The sequence below is a fragment of the Acinetobacter sp. 12966 genome (assembly GCF_031196995.1).
In the GTDB taxonomy this organism is placed as follows: Bacteria; Pseudomonadota; Gammaproteobacteria; order Pseudomonadales; family Moraxellaceae; genus Acinetobacter; species Acinetobacter geminorum.
The window spans coordinates 1-302 of the sequence record NZ_JAVIMC010000028.1; the positions used below are offsets into that span (position 1 = coordinate 1).

The 302-nt window shown below is 36.7% G+C and carries 1 pseudogene; it reads right to left on the reverse strand.

The features are described from left to right. Positions 1–302 (reverse strand): annotated as a pseudogene (locus RFW85_RS05665) (phage tail protein); the annotation flags it as partial.

Consider the following 302-nt stretch of genomic DNA (forward strand, 5'->3'; position numbering starts at 1 on the left):
CTGTTTTTTGATCTGTTAAATCCGCAAGTTTATTCCAGTCATCATTCACAGCACTCGGAGTGGCTAAGGAAATTTGTTTGTTCGTTATATCTACACCGGTTACAACATAATTACCATCCAAGAAAATGTTTGCTGAATTAGCCGTAAGGTNNACTTCGGTAAGATTTGCAAAGTTTGAGTTTGTTGAAACTGGATTCTTTAAATGAATCGTATAAACACCAGACACATAGGTAATTGTGTCAATATCATACAAACCTGCAAGATCTAGTTGCCCATTCACAGGATCAGTTACAAGCAAGGAA